At 59.5% G+C, this 18111-nt stretch carries 20 protein-coding genes; 4 read left to right on the top strand and 16 right to left on the bottom strand.

Annotated elements, in window-relative coordinates:
* Positions 1-32 precede the first annotated feature (32 nt).
* Positions 33-971: a LysR family transcriptional regulator gene (locus AFK67_RS07920; RefSeq protein ID WP_007711438.1), complete on the bottom strand. Its 939-nt coding sequence runs from the start codon at positions 969-971 to the stop codon at positions 33-35.
* 116 nt (positions 972-1087) lie between these two features.
* Here AFK67_RS07920 and AFK67_RS07915 point away from each other — a divergent pair, with 116 nt between their 5' ends.
* Positions 1088-2323, top strand: a complete 1236-nt coding sequence (locus AFK67_RS07915) for an MFS transporter (RefSeq protein ID WP_032966342.1) — start codon at positions 1088-1090, stop codon at positions 2321-2323.
* 82 nt (positions 2324-2405) lie between these two features.
* Here AFK67_RS07915 and flgL read toward each other — a convergent pair whose 3' ends face one another.
* From flgL to flgB, 11 genes are all read right to left on the bottom strand, one after another.
* Positions 2406-3368 carry a flagellar hook-associated protein FlgL gene (gene flgL / locus AFK67_RS07910; protein ID WP_007711442.1) on the bottom strand — a complete coding sequence of 321 codons (963 nt, stop codon included), beginning with the start codon at positions 3366-3368 and terminating at the stop codon, positions 2406-2408.
* Between the two features lie 14 nt (positions 3369-3382).
* The gene (flgK, locus tag AFK67_RS07905) at positions 3383-5041 is read right to left on the bottom strand and encodes a flagellar hook-associated protein FlgK (RefSeq protein ID WP_007711443.1); all 1659 of its coding nucleotides are present in this window, start codon (positions 5039-5041) and stop codon (positions 3383-3385) included.
* A 75-nt stretch (positions 5042-5116) separates the two neighbouring features.
* Positions 5117-6082, bottom strand: a complete 966-nt coding sequence (flgJ, locus tag AFK67_RS07900) for a flagellar assembly peptidoglycan hydrolase FlgJ (protein ID WP_007711445.1) — start codon at positions 6080-6082, stop codon at positions 5117-5119.
* Positions 6082-7179: a flagellar basal body P-ring protein FlgI gene (locus AFK67_RS07895; RefSeq protein WP_007711447.1), complete on the bottom strand. Its 1098-nt coding sequence runs from the start codon at positions 7177-7179 to the stop codon at positions 6082-6084. The genes flgJ and AFK67_RS07895 overlap by 1 nt, the downstream gene beginning before the upstream one ends.
* Positions 7180-7191: 12 nt before the next feature.
* The gene (gene flgH / locus AFK67_RS07890; RefSeq protein WP_032990808.1) at positions 7192-7890 is read right to left on the bottom strand and encodes a flagellar basal body L-ring protein FlgH; all 699 of its coding nucleotides are present in this window, start codon (positions 7888-7890) and stop codon (positions 7192-7194) included.
* Positions 7891-7947: 57 nt separating this feature from the next.
* The gene (flgG, locus tag AFK67_RS07885; RefSeq protein ID WP_007663430.1) at positions 7948-8730 is read right to left on the bottom strand and encodes a flagellar basal-body rod protein FlgG; all 783 of its coding nucleotides are present in this window, start codon (positions 8728-8730) and stop codon (positions 7948-7950) included.
* A gap of 16 nt (positions 8731-8746) precedes the next feature.
* The gene (locus tag AFK67_RS07880) at positions 8747-9505 is read right to left on the bottom strand and encodes a flagellar basal body rod protein FlgF (protein ID WP_007711450.1); all 759 of its coding nucleotides are present in this window, start codon (positions 9503-9505) and stop codon (positions 8747-8749) included.
* A gap of 20 nt (positions 9506-9525) precedes the next feature.
* On the bottom strand, positions 9526-10758 hold the full coding sequence (gene flgE / locus AFK67_RS07875; RefSeq protein WP_007711456.1) for a flagellar hook protein FlgE: 1233 nt from the start codon (positions 10756-10758) through the stop codon (positions 9526-9528).
* 26 nt (positions 10759-10784) lie between these two features.
* On the bottom strand, positions 10785-11465 hold the full coding sequence (gene flgD, locus AFK67_RS07870) for a flagellar hook assembly protein FlgD (RefSeq protein WP_007711457.1): 681 nt from the start codon (positions 11463-11465) through the stop codon (positions 10785-10787).
* An 11-nt stretch (positions 11466-11476) separates the two neighbouring features.
* Complete coding sequence (gene flgC, locus AFK67_RS07865) at positions 11477-11881, bottom strand: flagellar basal body rod protein FlgC (RefSeq protein ID WP_004385214.1); 405 nt, start codon at positions 11879-11881, stop codon at positions 11477-11479.
* Between the two features lie 13 nt (positions 11882-11894).
* Positions 11895-12308: a flagellar basal body rod protein FlgB gene (flgB, locus tag AFK67_RS07860; protein WP_007711458.1), complete on the bottom strand. Its 414-nt coding sequence runs from the start codon at positions 12306-12308 to the stop codon at positions 11895-11897.
* 153 nt (positions 12309-12461) lie between these two features.
* Between flgB and flgA the strand changes: the two genes are divergently transcribed.
* The 3 genes from flgA (at position 12462) to flgN (ending at position 13940) form a co-directional block, all read left to right on the top strand.
* On the top strand, positions 12462-13121 hold the full coding sequence (gene flgA / locus AFK67_RS07855; protein ID WP_007747450.1) for a flagellar basal body P-ring formation chaperone FlgA: 660 nt from the start codon (positions 12462-12464) through the stop codon (positions 13119-13121).
* A gap of 96 nt (positions 13122-13217) precedes the next feature.
* Entirely contained in the window at positions 13218-13511 is a 294-nt protein-coding gene (flgM, locus tag AFK67_RS07850) for a flagellar biosynthesis anti-sigma factor FlgM (RefSeq protein ID WP_032966346.1), read from the top strand.
* 3 nt (positions 13512-13514) lie between these two features.
* Positions 13515-13940: a flagella biosynthesis chaperone FlgN gene (gene flgN, locus AFK67_RS07845; RefSeq protein WP_032966349.1), complete on the top strand. Its 426-nt coding sequence runs from the start codon at positions 13515-13517 to the stop codon at positions 13938-13940.
* A gap of 170 nt (positions 13941-14110) precedes the next feature.
* Here flgN and murJ read toward each other — a convergent pair whose 3' ends face one another.
* The 4 genes from murJ to rimJ form a co-directional block, all read right to left on the bottom strand.
* The gene (gene murJ, locus AFK67_RS07840) at positions 14111-15646 is read right to left on the bottom strand and encodes a murein biosynthesis integral membrane protein MurJ (RefSeq protein ID WP_038883873.1); all 1536 of its coding nucleotides are present in this window, start codon (positions 15644-15646) and stop codon (positions 14111-14113) included.
* A gap of 115 nt (positions 15647-15761) precedes the next feature.
* Entirely contained in the window at positions 15762-16685 is a 924-nt protein-coding gene (locus AFK67_RS07835) for a Gfo/Idh/MocA family protein (RefSeq protein ID WP_007711463.1), read from the bottom strand.
* Positions 16686-16687: 2 nt separating this feature from the next.
* On the bottom strand, positions 16688-17341 hold the full coding sequence (locus AFK67_RS07830) for a YceH family protein (protein ID WP_007711465.1): 654 nt from the start codon (positions 17339-17341) through the stop codon (positions 16688-16690).
* 10 nt (positions 17342-17351) lie between these two features.
* A complete protein-coding gene (rimJ, locus tag AFK67_RS07825) occupies positions 17352-17936 on the bottom strand; it encodes a ribosomal protein S5-alanine N-acetyltransferase (RefSeq protein WP_007711468.1) in 585 nt (194 codons plus the stop codon).
* Positions 17937-18111 lie beyond the last annotated feature (175 nt).

The following is an 18111-nucleotide window of genomic DNA, read 5'->3' as shown; positions in this document are numbered from 1 at the left end:
CTTTTTTATTGCCTGTTTTTTTATGATTTCGCTTACGCACCCCGCGTTGGCACTCGCCGCATGCCTGCGAGCTCCGGCATCACCTCTTTCATCAGCTCCAGAAACCGCCGCAGCCGCGCCGGATAGTAGCGCGCCCACGGATAGAGCAGATAAACCGGCAGCGGCGGGGCCTGCCAGGCGGGCAGCAGCTGTACAAGCCGTCCCTCGCGCAGATCATCCTCTACCACCCACGCGGAGACCATGCCCGCGCCCAGCCCGTTCAGGATAGTGCGACGCACCGCATACAGGCTGTCGGAGCTTAAACGCGGCATAACTGGGAATGCCTGACGCTCGCCGGTCACGGCATGATTAAGCACGACTTCGCGACGATAAAACGTACTGAGCGCCACCCACGGCAGTGCCGCAAGATCCTCAATCGCGTTCACCGCCGGATAACGCGCCAGCAGCGCCGGCGTCGCCACGACGATACGCGGCACCTCAGCGAGCTGCACCGCAATCACCGACGGGTCGATATCCGGCCCGACATGCAGCGCGCAGTCGATGTTATCGCTGATAAAGTCCGGGGATTTATCGTTAAGCATCCACTCCACGCACAGGCCCGGATAGCGGCCTAAAAAGCCCGTTAGCGGGTCAATGAGCTGATCCTGCCCAAACGCGTGCGGAGCGCGCACGCGCAGGACGCCTACCGGCTCCCCTTCGGCGTTCTTAATTTCATCTTCCAGCGCCTGCCAGCTCGCCATGACGCTGCGGGCATGCTGATAGCAGCGCTCGCCGTCATCGGTAAGCTTCATGGCATGCGTGGTACGCAGCAGCAGCCTCGCGCCCAGCAGATCCTCCAGCGATTTCAGGCGGCGGCTCACGGTCGCCTGGGTCGTGCTCATCTGCACGGCGGCGGCGGAAAGCGAACCACTTTCGATAATACGCACGAAGGTGTGCATCAGCTCCACCCGGTCTATACGCTCAATGCCCATTCATTTTTCACTGGTTATACGTTACACGTATAACCGTTTTATCATGTCGGCCTCTACCGCGCCAGCCGCCGCTCGCTGACAATCAACCCGTACTGATTACTCACGAGGGTTTCACCATGAATAACCATAACGATACTGCACATAGCACCCCTGGGCTCTCACGGCTCTTGATCCTGATTCTGGCTATCGCGACCGGCCTGAGCGTCGCCTCGATTTATTACGCGCAGCCCATTCTGCCGCTTATCGGCAGCGATCTGCATCTCGGCGTCGACGGGATGGGGCTTATCCCGACGCTGACCCAGGCGGGCTACGCGCTCGGCATTCTGTTTCTGCTGCCACTGGGTGACCGTCACGACCGCCGCACCCTGATCCTGGTGAAATGTCTGGCGCTGGCCGTGATGCTCGCGCTCTACAGCTTCAGCGGCGGGCTGCACAGTCTGCTGGTGTTGAGCCTGTTAGTGGGCATGATGGCGACGATGGCGCAGGATATCGTGCCCGCCGCGGCCATCCTCTCGCCAGCGGGTCAGCAGGGGAAAATTGTCGGCACGGTGATGACTGGTCTGCTGCTCGGCATTCTGCTCTCACGCTCGGTGAGTGGCGTTATCAGCGCGGCCTTCGGTTGGCGGGTCATGTATCAGCTTGCCGCCGCCAGCATCGCGCTGACCGGTCTGGTGCTGTGGCGCGTCCTGCCGCGTTTTGAAACGCACGCCACGCTCAGCTACCCGGCGCTGCTGCACTCCATGGGCGGCCTGTGGAAACGCTACCCGACGCTTCGCGGCGCAGCGCTGGCGCAAGGTTTCCTCTCTATTGGCTTCAGCGCGTTCTGGTCGATGCTGGCGGTAATGCTGGCGGCGCAATTCCACATGGGCAGCGCGGTGGCGGGTGCCTTTGGTCTGGCGGGCGCGGCGGGCGCGCTGGCCGCGCCGCTCTCCGGCGCGCTTTCCGACCGCTTTGGCCCGGCGCGCGTCACCCAGCTCGGCAGCCTGCTGGTGATTCTCTCTTTTGCCGCCATGTTTGCCCTGCCCCTGCTCTCGCCTTCCATGCAGCTGCTGCTGATAGCGCTGGCGGCGATCGGCTTCGATTTAGGGTTACAGTCATCGCTGGTGGCGCACCAGACGCTGGTTTACAGCCTGGAGCCGAAAGCGCGCGGTCGTCTGAACGCCCTGCTCTTTACCGGCGTGTTTGTGGGAATGGCGCTGGGCTCGCTGCTCGGCAGTAAAGCCTGGGCGCTGGGTGGCTGGCCTGCGGTAGTGGCGCTGGCAACGCTCGCAAGCGGCGTAGCGCTGGTTATCCGCCTGACGCAGAAAGCGCGCCCGGCTGAGTTTGCGGCAGAACAGGCCGCACAACGGTAGGCAAAAAAAAGCCCGCTTCGGGGTGATGAAGCGGGCATATAAAGCATGCCCAATTTCATGACATGCTTCAAATCGACAAAACTTAACGGTTTAACTGGAACAGCGACATACCCTGCATATCGCTGAATGCTTTATAAGAAGCCTGAAGCGCCGCCTGCTGCATCACATAAGAAGAGATAGCCGAGTTCCAGTCCACATCAACGAGGCTGCTCATCTGCGAGGTCTGACCCAGCGCGCGCTCTGCGCCCAGCTCATCGAGGTTACCCAGTTCTTTCAGCTGCGTACCCACTTCCGCCAGAACCGTGCCGACGTTATCCAGCGAGTTGCTCAGGCCGCGCGAGGTTTTAGTCAGCGCGTTCAGCAGATTGGTCTGGGTCGTTTCATCCGCGCCTTCCATCGGGGTTTTCAGGGCCGCGATGGCGGAGTCGAGCATTTTGAACACGTTGGTTTCGCTCGGCGAACCGTCCGGCTCCGGCGTGGCGTTGCTGGTGAGACTGTTGAACACCAGATTGCCGGTATGACCGATAACCATGGTACGCGCCGAATCCACCTGCTGGGTAATGTTGTCCGTGCCGCCGTTATAGGTAATGTTGCCCGGCGTGCCGGAGAACGGCGCCGCATCGGTTTTGTAGCCCGCAAAAATGTAGCGGCCATTACCGTCAGCGCTGTTCGCGAGGTTCAGCAGCTGATCGCGCATCCCCTGCAAATCGGTAGCGACCGACGCGCGGTCGGTGTCGCTCAGCGTGCCGTTGTTGGCGTAAACCATTTTTTCCTGCGCCGAGGTGATGACGCTGGTCACCTGGCTCAGTACGCTCGATTCCAGCGACACTTTCTGAGTCGCGAAGGTACGCGCCTGAGTGTACTGGTCGTTCTGCGACTGCGCCTGGGAGAGCACCACCGCCTGTGCGGCAGAGATAGGGTCGTCAGACGGACGGTTAACGCGTTTGCCGGTGGACATCTGCTCACCGTATTTCAGCCAGGTCGCCTGCGAGTCGGTAATGCCCCGCATGTTCTGCTGATACATCATTTGTGTGCTAATACGCATCGTTCGTTTCCCTGTTAGCGAATCTGGAGAAGGGCGTCAAACAACGCGGACGCGGTCTGCAATACCTGGGCGTTCGCCATGTAGTACTGCTGAAAACGCTGCAGGTTGCCGTACTCTTCATCCAGGTTGACCCCGGAAATGGCCTGCTGCTGCTTGGTCAGCTGCGTCGCCACGTTAGTCTGCGTGGTGCTGGAGCTTTTCAGCGTGTTGGTTTTGTTACCCACTTCACTGATGAACGCCGCATAAGCATCGTTAAAGCTTTTGCTACCGCCGATAGTTTTGCTGCTTTGCAGTTCCAGCAGCGCTTTACCGTTACGGTTGTCGCTCTCGCCCGCCGTCGCGTCGGACGCCATCGCGATTTCCGACTCATCATGAACCGCGACGTCCATGCTGATAATGACGTTGGTCACCGGCTTAATGGTAAAGGTATCTTTGTTTGCCGCCGCACCCGTAATGTCAACCTTCAGGCCGTCGAACGACAGCGCGGTCAGGTTGCCTGAGCCGTCGGTCGTCGGCGTGGCGTTCACGATGGCGTTGTCAGACAGACGCGTCACTTTCCAGTTCGTGCCGTCATACGCCATCTGGTAATCGCTCGCTTTCACCGCCGAGCTGTCAGTAATATTCGCGGTCAGTGAGGCGGTGCCGACGTTGCGCGTGTTGCTCATCGCCGCCGCAGAGCCCAGCGTGAAGAAGGCTTTACCGGCGTCGCCGTTAGCGTCGAAGCCCGCTTCGTGCTGTTTGTTAAACGAATCGCCGAACGCGAGCGCCAGCTGGCCGAGGTTATTACGCGCCTGGTCAAGATCCTCAGAGCGGAAGGCAAACAGACCGCCCAGCGAACCGTTAGTGACCAGCTTTTCCGGGATCTCAATGTTGCCGGCAATCTTGTCAACGAACGCGATGGTGGTCCGCGCCGGGTCGGCGCTCGACGGCACGGCGGCAAGCTGGCTCGCCTTGCTGCCCTGCACCAGGTTATAACCGTTGCCCATCGTGACGTTAAAGGTGTTGCCATCCTGAACGGTGACATCCACGCCAACGATTTTATTCAGATCGCTCACCAGCTGATCGCGCTGATCCAGCAGATCGTTTGGCGAGGCGCCGCCGCCCATACCGGTCAGGCGGGTGATCTGCTCGTTCAGCGACGCAATCTGCGTGGCGAAGTTGTTGATCTGCTGGACACTGGCGGTAATAGCCGTGCTGACCTGTTTATCCTGGTCACGCAGATACTGATCCACCACCTTAAACTGGTTGACCAGACCGTCTGCTTTGCCGAGCAGCGTCTGACGCGCCGCCGGATCTTCGGCGTTGCTGGTCAGCGTTTGCAGGCTCTTGAAGAAATCCTGCATGGTGGTGGAGATGTTGTTTGTGGTGCCAGAGAGCATATCGTCGATTTTCGACATCTGCTCGTAACGGGTGGTTAACCCGCTGCTCTGGTTTTGCGCCGCGTTCAGCTGATTCGTGATAAACGCATCATATTCACGCTGAATACCGGACACATACACGCCGTTGCCGACCCAGCCGCCCTGCGTCATGGTGCTGTTAGACTGCCCCAGAACGGTGGTCTGGCGGGTATAGCCTGCGACGTTGTAGTTAGAGATGTTATTGCTCACCGTGCTCAGTGCGGTTTGCGCCGCACTCAGGCCACTCATGGCGCTATTAATTAAGCTACTGGACATGGAGGTTCCTTTTGAACATTCATACGCGGGTCCTGACGATAATTATCGGCAGCGCTTACGAGAACTTGAGCGGTTTCAGAACAGCGTCGACACATCCTGGCTGTACGCTTTGCTCACCTTTTCACCCAGCGATTTCATCTGCTGGATCATGCTGGTCAGCTTACGGGCGTAGTTCGGATCGGTCGCGTAACCGGCGCTCTGCAACGCTTTCGCGCCCTCTTCCGCCGACGCCGCGGTAGTGACCGCCGCGTAGCGCGGGTTGCGTGTCAGCATGCCCACGTAGTCCGACAGCGCCTCAAGATAGGAGCCGTAGACGCGGAACTTCGCTTTCACCTTCTTCGCTTCGCCGTTTTCATATTCGGTGGTTGTAATCTCCGTGACCGGCCCTTTCCAGGACGAGGTCGCTTTGACGCCGAAAATGTTAAAGCTTGGCTCGCCGTTTTCTTTGCGGATCTGGCGCTGGCCCCAGCCCGATTCCAGCGCCGCCTGGGCGAGGATCAGGTGATGAGGCACGCCGCTCTGCTGGCTTGCGAGCTTCGCGGGCAGGGAAAGCTGCGCCAGGAAGTCTTTGCTGTCGCCGGAGAGCGGTTCTTCATTCGAGGGCGCCTTCGGCATCGCCTGGCGCACAATCTGGGTAATCGCCTGGTTGCGGTAGCTGTTCATGGTGTCGATATCGAACTTCATCGGCACCTGTGAAGCGCTTTGCGTGGCGGCGGGCGTTTCAGCGCTGGCTGAAGGGTCGCCGCCCATCTGTTTCACCATCATGTCCGCAAGGCCGAGGCCCTTGCCCGCCGTCATCTGCTGGGCAATTTGCTGATCGTACATGCTGGTGTAAAGCCGGGTCTGATCGCTACTGAACATCCCATCCTTGGGCAGCGCTTCGCGCATGCTTTTCAGCATCATTTGCACGAACATCCCTTCCACCTGGCGGGCAACCTGTTTCAGGTTGCCGTTCGGATCCTTGCCGACCTTAGCTTTCAGGTCATTAAGCGATTGCGCGTCGAAGGCGGCGCTGGACAGTAATTTGCTATCAGTCAGCATCAGATGATTTCCAGTTTCGCGCGCAGGCAGCCCGCGCTTTGCATGGATTGCAGAATCGACATCAGATCCATCGGCGTGGCACCCAGCGCGTTAAGCGCGCGTACGACGCTGTTCAGGTTGGCGCTGGAGGTCACGCGCTGCAGCGCGCCGCCGGTCTGGCGCATATCGATCTGGGTCTGCGGCGTTACCACCGTCTGACCGCCGCCGAACGGCGTATCCGGCTGGCTGACGTTCGCCTGCTGATTCACCGTTACAGAAAGGTTGCCCTGCGCGACCGCACAGCTGTCGAGCGACACTTCGCGGTTCATCACCACCGAGCCGGTACGCGAGTTGATAATGACTTTGGCATCCTGTACCGCGACATTCACTTCGAGGTTCTGAATACCGGCCAGCAGCTGCACCTGAGAGCTGCCGCCGCTTGAGGCGCGCACCTGAACGGTACGGGCGTCGAGCGCCGTGGCGCTGCCATAACCGCGCGCGCGGTTGATGGTGTCGGCAATCTGCTGCGCCAGCGTGAAGTCGTCGTTATTCAGCTGCAGGTTGATGCTGTTGCCGGTGCCGAACTGGGTCGGCAGCTCGCGCTCAATTACCGCGCCGTTGGTAATACGACCGCCGTTGAGCTGGTTCACCTGCACGCTGCTGCCGCCCGCCGACGCGCCCGCGCCGCCGATCAGAATATTGCCCTGCGCCAGCGCGTACACCTGATTATCGACGCCTTTCAGCGGAGTCATCAGCAGCGTACCGCCGCGCAGGCTCTTGGCGTTACCCATTGAGGAGACCACCACGTCAATGGCCTGGCCCTGGCGCGCGAACGCCGGGTAAGAGGCGGTAACCATCACCGCCGCCACGTTTTTCAGCTGCATGTTGGTGCCCGCCGGCACGGTAATGCCGAGCTGGGAGAGCATGTTGTTAAGGCTCTGGGTGGTAAACGGCGTCTGGGTCGTCTGGTCACCCGTGCCGTCAAGGCCCACCACGAGGCCGTAGCCGATCAGGGAGTTTTCACGCACGCCCTGTACGGTGGTTAAGTCACGAATGCGGTCAGCCTGCGCGAAGGTCGCGACGAGCAGCAGCAGGAGTCCTGGGAGCGATTTAAACATTTTTCACCTCTGTTACATCGGCGATAAATTAAGGAAGAAACGCTGTAGCCATCCCATGTTCTGCGCTTCGTTGATATAGCCGTTGCCGACATATTCGATTCGGGCATCCGCCACCTGGGTGGACGGTACCGTGTTGCTGCCGCTAATGGTGCGAGGGTTAACCACGCCCGAGAAGCGGATAAATTCTGTGCCCTGGTTGATGGCAATCTGTTTTTCGCCCACCACGTGCAGGTTGCCGTTGGCAAGAACCTGATCGACGGTCACGGTCAGTGTGCCGCTGAAGGTGTTGCTGGCGTTGGCGCCGCCTTTACCATTAAAGGTATTGCCACCGGACGCGCTGATATCGGCGCGCGCATTGCCGAAGAGGCCCTGCAGGTAGCGCGGAACGGTATCGAGACCGAAGTTGGTCTTGCCGTCGCGGCTGGCGTTCGCAGACGAGCTCTTGCTCGCGCTGACGTTTTCTTGCAGCTCAATAGTGAGCGTGTCGCCGACGTTACGCGGACGACGGTCTTCGAACAGCGGTTGATAACCGTAGTTAATCTGCTGTACGGACTGGAAAATGGAACCGTTAACCACCGGCGCGGGGGCAGGTGCGGGCTGCGCGGTCGTCGCGCCCTGAACCAGCGGAGTAGAAGGCACCCAGGCACAACCCGAGAGGGTCAATGCGAGAGCTATCGCTAAAGGGCAGAGTTGCGCACCGGTCTTTTGCATTGCTTTCATCTTCAGTAGTGGCGTTCGGTGTGGCGTCACGCCACACCGAAACAGGCTTTAGAGTTGCGTCAGTTTTTGCAGCATCTGGTCAGTGGTGGAAACCGCTTTACTGTTAATCTCGTAAGCGCGCTGCACCTGGATCATGTTGACCAGCTCTTCCGCCACGTTGACGTTAGAGGTTTCGACATAACCCTGATACAGCAGCCCTGCACCGTTCAGGCCCGGCGTGCTTTCGTTCGGCGTGCCGGAGGACTGGGTTTCGGTGTAGAGGTTTTCACCAATACTTTCCAGACCGCTGTCGTTCATAAAGGTGGTCAGGTTAATCTGGCCGACCTGGACCGGCGCCGCCGTTCCCTGCTGGGTCACGCTCACCACGCCGTCGCGACCGACGGTGATGCTCAGCGCGTTCGCCGGGATAGTGATGGCAGGCTGTACCTGGAAACCGCCCGCGGTCACCAGTTGGCCGTTCTGATCCACCTGGAAAGAACCGTCGCGGGTATACGCGGAAGTGCCGTCCGGCAGCAGAACCTGGAAGAAGCCCTGGCCTTTAATCGCGACATCTTTGCTGTTGTTGGTCTGAGACAGGTTGCCCTGGCTGTGCAGACGCTCGGTGGCGACAGGGCGCACACCGGTACCGATCTGCAGGCCGGAAGGCAGCGTGGTCTGTTCAGACGACTGCGCGCCCGGCTGGCGGATGGTTTGGTAAAGCAGATCTTCAAACACCGCGCGCTGACGTTTGAAACCGTTGGTGCTGACGTTCGCCAGGTTGTTGGCGATAACGTCCATATTGGTTTGCTGGGCGTCGAGGCCGGTTTTGGCAATCCATAAAGAACTGATCATAGTGTCGTCCTGTTCATTAACTCATCGACAATAACTGGTTAGCACGCTGTTCGTTTTCATCGACGCTGGTGATGATTTTCATCTGCATCTCGAAACGACGGGCGTTGGCTATCATGTCGGTCATTGCTTCCACGGGTTTAACGTTGCTGCCTTCCAGCACCCCGGACATCAGGCTGATGGTCGGGTCGGCCTGCAACGTCGCGCCGCGGGCAGTCTGCGCCTGCGGGTTTAAACGAAACAGACCGTCGTCGCCGCGCACCACTTCCTGCGCGCCCGCTTTAACCATCTTCAGACGGCCAACCGGCGCAATGGTGTTCGGGGCGTCGCCCGGGTTCAGTACGGAAATCGTACCGTCGGCGGCAATCGTGACTTCCGCGCCTTCCGGCACCACGACCGGACCGCCCTCGCCCATCACAGGATTTCCCTGGATGGTGAGCTGGCCGGTCGCCGTGCGCTGGATGTTACCGTTGCGGGTATACGCTTCGGTACCGTCCGGCGCCTGTACCGCCAGCCAGCCGTCGCTGCCCTGAATGGCAACGTCCAGCGGACGGGAGGTGTAGTCGAGTGACCCCTGGCTCATATTCACGCCAGGGGTGGAGGCCGTGACCAGCGTACGGGTTGGCAATGACAGCCCTTCTACCGGCACGGCGCGCAGCGCGTTGAGCTGAGCGCGAAAGCCAGGCGTTGATGCGTTGGCCAGGTTGCTCGCCGTGACAGACTGCTGGTTCAGCGTCTGGCTGGCTGCGCCCATGGCGGTATAAATTGCGTGATCCATTAAGCCATCCCTTCAGACAATTAGCGCAGGTTAACCAGGGTATTGAGGATCTGGTCCTGAGTTTTGATGGTCTGCGCGTTCGACTGATAGTTACGCTGCGCGACGATCATGTTGACCAGTTCTTTACTCAGATCGACGTTGGAGGCTTCCAGCGCGCCGCTGGTCAGCTTGCCGAAGTTGCCGGTGCCCGCAGAGCCCAGCAGCGCTACGCCGGACGCGGTGCTGGCGGACCACACGTTGTCACCCTGAGAAGAAAGCCCTTCAGGGTTCGCGAAGTTCGCGAGAACGATCTGACCCAGCAGCTGGCTCTTCTCGTTGGAGTAGTTACCCACCAGGCTGCCGTCGGCGTTAACCTGATAACCGACCAGGTCGCCCGGCTTGTAGCCGTTCTGGTTAGAGGTCAGGATGACGTTGGCGCCGGAGTTCTGCTGCGTGGTGCCGCTCAGGTTCATGCTGAAGTTGAATGGCGCAGAACCATTCAGCGCAGCAACGTTAACCGACACCTGCTGAGAGCCCGCAGGCGCAGCGTTAGTGATACCCGTCAGGGCGCCGCTGTCGCTAAAGGACAGGCTGGTCAGCGGCGTCGTCGGGGCCGCGCCGCCAACGCTGGTGTCCATGTTGTAGATGTCCCACTTGTTGTCCGCGGTTTTAACGTAGTACAGCTTCAGGTTATGTTCGTTACCCAGGCTGTCGTAAACGGTCAGCGGCACGCTTTTGTTAAAGGTGCTGGAGTTCGTCGGATCGAACGGTGAGTTCTTCGGCAAGTCATCCGCAGAGTTCAGGTTCATCACGAAGTTCGCGCTGGTGGTTTTGCTTGCTGGCATCTGCGCGGTCGGGATAGTCAGCGGAATCGGGTCTGCGCCCTGCTGAACCACCGGCGGAGTACCACTTACTGGATAACCGGTGATACGCATACCCTGCATGTTGACCAGGTTGCTGTTGGCGTCCAGTTTGAACTGGCCGTTACGGCTGTAGTAAACGCCGCCGTTACCATCGAGCAGACGGAAGAAGCCGTTCTGACTGATTGCCACGTCCAGCTTACGGCCGGTGTTGGTGGTTACGCCGTCGCCGAAGTCCTGGGTAATGCCCGCGACTTTAACGCCCAGGCCCGCTTTCGAACCGGCGAACATGTCGGCGAAAGAAACAGAACCAGACTTAAAGCCATAGGTGGCGGAGTTGGCAATGTTGTTGCCGATAACGTCGAGGTTGGTGCTGGCAGCATTCAGACCGCTGACCGCTTGAGAAAAGGCCATTTCTTACTCCTGATAAGATTGAAGGCTTAAATAATTTGCCGTACCTGGTCGAGTGAGGCAGTCCCGTAGGTGCCCAGATCCAGCAGGTTCGAACCGTTGCTTCGCGTAATGCCGTTCACCAGCGCGAAGTTAAGCGGCTGCGCGACCAGCTGAGTGCCCCCGTTGCTTGCAGCGATGGAGACGTTGTAGGAGCCATCCGGCGCCTTAGTGCCGTCGCTCATCGAACCATCCCAAGAGAAGGTATGGACACCTGCGCTCAGCGCGCCGATCTCGATGGTACGAACGACTTTCCCGCTCTTATCAGTGACAGTCGCGGTAACTTTATCTGCGGCCTGTTGCAACTCGACGCCAAACGGTGTCGTGGTGTCTTTGCCGGTCAGAATGGTGCTGCCCGGGATCATCACGCCGTGACCGATAAGCGCGCTCGCCGCAAGCGACTGGCTGTTATCGATCTGGCCGGAGATAGATCCGAGCGTCGTGTTCAGTTTCTCGATGCCGCTCACGGTACTGATCTGCGCAAGCTGCGTAGTCAGTTCATTGTTCTGCATCGGGTTGGTCGGGTCCTGGTTTTTCAGCTGCGCCACCAGAAGCGTTAAGAAGCTGCCTTGCAGGTCAGACGCTTTACTCCCGGTCAGGCTGCTGCTGGAGGTCGCGCTTCCGGCACCGCTAGTGCTGTAATTCTCACTAATGTTGGATGTCACCGACATAACTCTCTCCTTTATTGACCGAGCGTGAGCGTTTTCAGCATCATGCTTTTCACGGTGTTCAGCACTTCAACGTTGGCCTGGTAGCTGCGGGAGGCGGACATGGAGTTCACCATTTCGCCCACCACGTCAACGTTCGGCATGCGGACATAACCCTTGGCATCCGCCAGCGGGTTGCCTGGCTCGTAGACCAGCTTGTCCGGCGCCTGGCTTTCCACGACATCCGTCACCTTCACACCGCCTGTGGCGGCGCCGGGCGCGGCATCAACCTGGAAAACCACCTGCTTGGCACGGTAAGGCTGCCCATCCGGCCCGGTCGCGCTGTCGGCGTTGGCAAGGTTACTGGCCGCCACGTTCATGCGTTTGGATTGCGCGGTCATCGCTGAGCCGGCAATGTCGAAAATATTTAAAAGCGCCATCGCGTCTTAACCCTTACTGTTGCTGCAGCACGGACATCATGCTCTTGATTTGGCCGCCGAGAACCTGCAGATCGGTCTGATACTTCAGGCTGTTGTCGGCAAACTGGGTACGCTCACGGTCCATGTCGACGGTGTTGCCATCCATCGAGGGCTGGTCCGGCACGCGGTAAAGCAGATCAAGAGAAGCGCCGGTCGACGCCTGAGCCGGTATATGGCGTGCTGAAGTCACGGCGAGCGACATGGTGCTGCCTGACGCGCGGCCCTGATCCATCACTTTTTTCAGTTGACTGGCGAAATCAATATCGCGCGCCTGAAAGCCTGGGGTATCGGCGTTGGCGATATTGGCCGCCAGAATCTCCTGACGCTGAGCGCGTAAATTAATAGCTTCCTGTTGAAAGCGCAGCGCGGCGTCCAGTTTATCGAGCATGATTCCTCCACTTATTCTGGTGAGTGTGCAAAGCTTATCCTCCCTCACGCGTGCGTTATCGTTGGAATAAACGCAAAATGCGTCGCTATTTGTTGCCTTGAACAAAAACAGAGCAGAGTAGAATCCTCCCTGTTCCGATAGTGGAGAAGTGCAATGAAGAGCCTGAAATTCTGTCTCGCCGCGGGTTTGCTGCTGTTAAGCCCCGGCCTTTTCGCCGATATGCTCAACGCCCAGCTGACGCCGTTCTTTCTGCAGCGTCTCGCAGGCATGAGTGACGCGGTGGTGGTGACGGTGAAAACGCCGGAGCCGCAGAGACTGACTTGCGACAATCCTGATTTCAGCCTGCCCGGCAACGCCCGTTTATGGGGGAACCTTAGCGTTCAGGTGCGTTGCGGCGATCAGAAACGGTATATGCAGGTCAACGTTCAGGCCTTCGGAAACTATGTGGTGGCAAGTCAGCCTGTCGCGCGCGGCGGCATGCTGGATGAGTCTAACGTCCGTCTGGAACGCGGCCGTCTGGATCTCCTGCCTCCGAAAGCTATGCTCAATCTTGACCAGGCGCGCGAAGCTGTTACCCTGCGTGACCTCGCGCCAGATCAGCCGATCATGCTGACGATGGTGCGCCAGTCCTGGCGTGTAAAAGCGGGTCAGCAGGTACAGATAATTGCCAACGGCGAAGGCTTTAGCATCAACGGCGAAGGCCGGGCCCTCAACAATGCGGCAGTGGCGCAGAACGCCAGAGTCAGGATGGCCTCAGGCCAGGTGGTAAGCGGCATTGTGGGTTCTGATGGGATTATTCTGATTAACCTGTAATCTTTATAAAGAATTCATCGTGACTGCCGATATAGTTAATCAACTAACGATGGATATCGGCTCTACGCCGCGAGCCCCTCTATGAGGAAAAAATCAATGAGCATTGAACGCACGTCCCCCCTGAAACCAGTGAGTACGGTGCAACCGCGCGAAAACAGTGAACCGCAGGCGCCGAAAGCCCGCCAGACGGAAACGACCGCGGCTGGCAGCGCCAGCGTCACCCTAAGCGGCGCCCAGGCAAAACTGATGAAGCCAGGCGCTGATGATATCAACGTTGAGCGTGTGGAAGCGCTGAAGGCCGCCATTCGTAATGGCGAGCTGAAAATGGACACCGGCAAAATCGCCGATGCGCTTATCCAGGAAGCTCAGAGTTTCTTGCAGGATAAATAATCTATGAGCCGTCTGTCAGAAGTGTTAGACCAAATGACAACTGTACTGAATTCGCTGAAGTCTGTGATGGACGCGGAGCAGCACCAGTTATCCGCGGGCAGTCTTAACGGCAGTGCGCTTCAGCGCATCACCGAAGAGAAAAGCTCGTTGCTGGCCACGCTGGACTACCTTGAACAGCAGCGTCGCAGCGAACAGAATTCGCACCGCGGCGCCCAGCCGGAAATGGCGGAGCGCTGGCAGACGATCACTCAGAAAACCCTGCACCTGCGCGATATGAATCTGCACAACGGCTGGTTGCTCGAAGGGCAAATGGCCCGCAACCAGCAGGCCCTGGCGGTGTTAAAACCGCACCAGGAGCCGGCGCTGTATGGCGCTAATGGGCAGACCTCCGCGAGCATGCATCGCGGCGGGAAGAAAATCGCCATCTGACCGCAAGGCAGAGGTTAACAACGCCCCTTTCTGGCAGGGAAACCTGCCGGAAGGTTTTCGCACATCGGTGGTTTGCCTGTAGCGGCCGTTTACTCGCTGGCGTATTCCCCGAAAAAACCGCAAAAAAAAGCGCCGGGCATAACCCGGCGCGTGCGTTTTATATTGCTTGCTTACATTGTGCGGCGCGCGAAATCGCGAACCCGGAAGCCGAGCAGCGTTAAGGTGGCGAAATAGGCGACGACGCCTGCCGCCACGACGCCTGCGAGACGCAGCAAACGCAGCGGCATGGTGCCCTGCGCCCAGTCCGGCATCAGCTGCATCACGCCCAGCAGCGCGGCGGACATCACCAGCACCGCGATAATCAGCCGCGTGAGAAACGCGCCCCACCCCGGCTGCGGCTGGAAAATCTTACGCTTGCGCAGTTGCCAGTAGAGCAGGCTCGCGTTCAGACAAGCCGCAAGGCCAATAGAGAGCGCCAGCCCGGCATGTTTCAGCGGGCCGATAAACGCCAGGTTCATCAACTGCGTCATGATAAGTGTCACTATGGCGATTTTAACCGGCGTTTTAATATCCTGACGGGAGTAGAACCCCGGCGCCAGCACCTTCACCACAATCAGCCCCATCAGCCCCACCGAATACGCCACCAGCGCCCGCTGGGTCATCATCGCGTCGGTCGCGGAAAATTTGCCGTACTGAAACAGCGACACGGTAAGCGGCTTCGCGAGAATGCCCAGCGCCACGGCGCTCGGCAGCGCCAGTAAAAAGCACAGGCGCAGGCCCCAGTCCATCAGACGCGAATATTCGTCATGGTTGCCGCTGGCGAAGCTTCTCGACAGCGACGGCAGCAGAATGGTGCCGAGCGCGACGCCCAGCACGCCGGACGGGAACTCCATCAGGCGATCGGCGTAATACATCCACGACACCGAGCCGGAGACCAGAAACGAGGCGAAAATAGTATTGATGATGAGCGAGATCTGGCTTACCGACACGCCGAGAATGGCGGGCCCCATCTGCTTCATCACCCGCATCGCGCCCGCGTCTTTAAAGTTGATTCGTGGCAGCACCAGCATGCCGATTTTCTTGAGGTGCGGCAGTTGATAGAGGAGTTGCAGCACGCCGCCGACCGTCACCGCCCAGGCGAGCGCCAGCACGGGCGGGTTAAAGTACGGCGCGGCAAACAGCGCAAAACCTATCATACTGATGTTCAGGAAGGTCGGCGCGAACGCCGGGACCGAGAAGCGGTTCCAGGTATTAAGAATGGCGCCGGCGAGCGAGGCCAGCGAGATCAGCAGAATATAAGGAAAGGTAATGCGCAGCAGCGACGAGGTGAGCGCGAATTTGTCTGCGGTATCGGCGAAGCCCGGCGCCGTCACCAGAATCACCCACGGCGCCGCCAGCATACCCGCCACTGTGACGATAAACAGCGCCAGCGTCAGCAGACCGGAAACGTAAGCCACAAACACCCGCGTGGCATCTTCGCCCTGCTTGCTTTTATATTCCGCGAGGATAGGCACAAACGCCTGCGAGAACGCGCCTTCGGCAAAGATGCGGCGCAGCAGGTTCGGCAGTTTAAAGGCGACGAAAAAGGCGTCCGTCGCCATACCGGCACCAAACACCCGCGCCACGATGGCGTCGCGCGCGAACCCGAGCACGCGAGAAAACATGGTCATCGAGCTGACCGCAGCCAGCGACTTCAGTAAATTCATTCTTGTTCTTTCCCATAAACACCGACGCCTGCAGGGCAGGCGTCAGGGGCTTTTCAGCGAAGCGCTTAGTCTACTCGACTGAAAGGGAAATACTACTGGCAGATACGCGCCGCGGTTACTCGCGCATCGCCTCGCGCCACAGCCGTTCCACCACGCGCTGGGCGAGGAGCGCCTGCTCGCCCGCGGTTTCAGGAACCGTCTGATTCTGCACGCAGTCGATGAAATGACGCGCGCAGCCCACGAAACCGCGCTGCTCCAGCGTGCTTTGCCAGCCGGGTACCGGACGATGCACGACGCCCGCGCCGCGCTCTTCCCGCCAGTCGCGCATGTCGGTAACGTCAATCAGCGCGCCGTCGGTCACCGCCTGCACCCATTCGCGCTGGCTGCCCGCGCGGCGATGCATGCTGGTGGTGATGGAAAGCGGCCCGCGACGGAAATGGTGCTCGGCGTACCACATTTCGCCCTGCGCGGTGGTCTGTAGCGCGCCGCTCGCAAGCGTCGCCTCACCGTCGCCGAGCCACAGCGCGGTATCCACCAGATGCAGATAATCATCGAGTAACGTAAAGCGCAGGTCGTGCGGGCCGACGCTGTCTTCGCGGTGTTTATCCATACGCAGCGACGCGGCCGCGCTGAGCGTCGCTTTCAGCTCGCGATACAGCGGCGCGAAACGGCGGTTAAAGCCGACCATCAGCGTCAGGTTGCGCTGCCTGGCCCGGGCCACCAGCCGCTCGGCGTCGGCAAGATTGTCCGCCAGCGGTTTATCCACACAAACATGGACGCCCGCGTTTAACAGCTCGCTCACCACCTGATAATGACTGCGGGTGGCGCTGTGTACAAACACCGCGTCGCACTGCGCGGCCAGCGCCTGTAGCGAATCGATATAGGGCATCCGGTAGGCTTCGCACACCGGCAGCGCTTTGGCGCGCGTCGGGGAGAACGCGCCCGTGAGCGTCCAGTCCGTCGCCTGCGACAGTACCGGCAGCCACGCCTTCTGCGCGATGCCGCCAAGCCCCACCACCCCTACGCGTAATTTCGCCACGATTATTCTCCCAGGTGTGCTAACAGTGACTGGAGGCGCTGGCGTAATTCAGCGACCTCAAGCTCCAGCGCTTCGACGCGAGCGGTTAAGGCATCGCTCTCTGGCGCGGGCGTGTCGTCGCTCGTGGAAAGCGTTGATGCGTCCGGCTCGCCGCAAAACAGATGCATATAGCGGCTCTCGCGCTTGCCCGGCTCGCGCGCAAGACGCGTCACAAACGGGCCGTCTTCGCGGCTCGCCAGCGTCTCCAGCGCGCGCTCAAGCGCCGCCGTATCGCTGAACTCATGCATACGCGACGCGCGGCTGCGCAGTTCGCCCGGCGTCTGCGCGCCGCGCAGCAGCAGCGTGGTGACGAGCGCGACTTCGGCGGGCGAGAATTTCAGGTCGCCGAACTCGGAATTACAGAAACGCTGCTCATATTTGGTGACGCGATTGCCAAAGCCGCTAACGGTGCGCAGGTAGTGACGCTTCACCAACTGATCCAGCACTTCCTGCACCTGCGCCTCGCTCAGGTTCATCACCGGCTCGCGGTTAGTTTTCTGGTTGCAGGCCGTTACCACGCCGTTGACCGAGAGCGGGTATTGCTCGGGCGTCGTGACCTGTTTTTCCAGCATACAGCCAATCACGCGCGCTTCCAGCGCGCTGAACTGATGTTTCATGATGTTCTCCTCAACGCCCCGGCGTCCATTCGCGCGCGGTGAGCGCGGTCAGCACATGATCGCGCCAGACGCCGTCAATCAGTAAGTAATCTTTGGCATAGCCTTCTTTTTCAAAGCCGAGGCGCGCCAGCAGGTCGCCGCTGCGCTGGTTATGCGGCATGTAGTTCGCCATGATGCGATGCATATGCTGGCTGCGCTGCATATAGCGGATGGCGCTGGTCAGGGCTTCAAACATCATGCCCTGCCCCTGCCACTTTTCACCGAGCGAATAGCCGAGATAACAGGCGTGGAACGAGCCGCGCACGACGTTGGAAAAATTCGCGACGCCGCGGATTTCGTTTTCATCGGGGTCGAGCAGCGCGAAATAAAAGGCGCTGCCCTGCTTGTGAAGTTCGTTGATCATGCCAAGCCGCGCCTGCCAGCCGGACGGGTAGCAGTGGCTTTCGTCGCGAACGGGCTCCCAGGGTTTCAGAAACTGGCGGTTTTCGGCGTAGTAGTCCGCCAGACGCCATGCGTCGCGATCGTGCACCAGACGCACCACCAGGCGATCGGTCGTTAATCTTATTTTCGGCACGTTACTTCGGTAGCCAAACATCGATACCCTGCTCCTTTCTCGGCATTATTCCTGACTCCTGCCCCGGACGGCGCGCCATCGCGGGCCTTACGTTGTACTATAACCGCGGCGAACAAAACAGTGAAAACAGTAACCTGCCATTCTTTGATGCACCGCGCGGCATAACGATGAATTTCATGAATCAATCATAGCGATC

Source organism: Cronobacter dublinensis subsp. dublinensis LMG 23823 (assembly GCF_001277235.1).
Taxonomy (GTDB): Bacteria; Pseudomonadota; Gammaproteobacteria; order Enterobacterales; family Enterobacteriaceae; genus Cronobacter; species Cronobacter dublinensis.
Note: the sequence above shows the minus strand (reverse complement) of the source record. Positions and strands in the feature narration are given on the sequence as shown.